The organism is Methanosarcina sp. DH1 (assembly GCF_020804205.1).
In the GTDB taxonomy this organism is placed as follows: domain Archaea; phylum Halobacteriota; class Methanosarcinia; order Methanosarcinales; family Methanosarcinaceae; genus Methanosarcina; species Methanosarcina vacuolata.
On sequence record NZ_WJBJ01000013.1, the window covers coordinates 27,666 to 28,330 of the forward strand.

Sequence of the window (665 nt, forward strand, 5' to 3'; positions counted from 1 at the left end):
GTCCAGTGAAGCAAGCAATTGTTTTAAAGCTTCAAGTTCCATTTTTCTACTCCAAAATATGATAAGGGAAAATGGAACTACTATTATAGTTTTTATGTGGTCGAAAATACATTACTGCTTTCGCCCATACAATTTGAAGAGGATACAAATTTGGCATTTTTTATTATTTGATATTTTTATATTGTTACCAGGTTATGGAAAATACGCATTACATGCTTGAGAGCGATACAATTAAGGATATGGAAAGCTTACTTTCCATAAATGGAAAGCTGACTTTCCATCAAAGGAGATCCCAGTTTGAAAAATAGGCTGGAAATATTACGAAAACAAAAAGGAATCAAGCAGGAAGAACTCGCTGAAGCACTGGAGGTTTCGAGGCAAACAATAGGTTCTCTAGAAAACGGAAGATATAACCCGTCTATCATTTTAGCCTTTAAACTTGCCAGATATTTCAACACTACAATTGAAGAAATCTTCATTTATGAGGAGGAAAAAAATGATAAAAATTAACAGTCAAGGACTCAGTTTCATAATTTAGTGATTTCTCATTTTTTCCGTCCTTAAAACTTCACTTTTCTCTGCTAACTGCTCAAATAAACTGTAATAATCCTTGAGAAATGATTTCTTTGGCAGGAATGCCAAAGAATTATTTTACTCCGTTAATT

1 protein-coding gene is annotated in these 665 nt (G+C 32.9%); it reads left to right on the forward strand.

The features are described 5' to 3' along the window. Positions 1–297: 297 nt before the first annotated feature. Positions 298–510, forward strand: a complete 213-nt coding sequence (locus tag FXW07_RS06885; protein WP_048106925.1) for a helix-turn-helix transcriptional regulator — start codon at positions 298–300, stop codon at positions 508–510. The last annotated feature ends 155 nt before the right edge of the window (positions 511–665 follow it).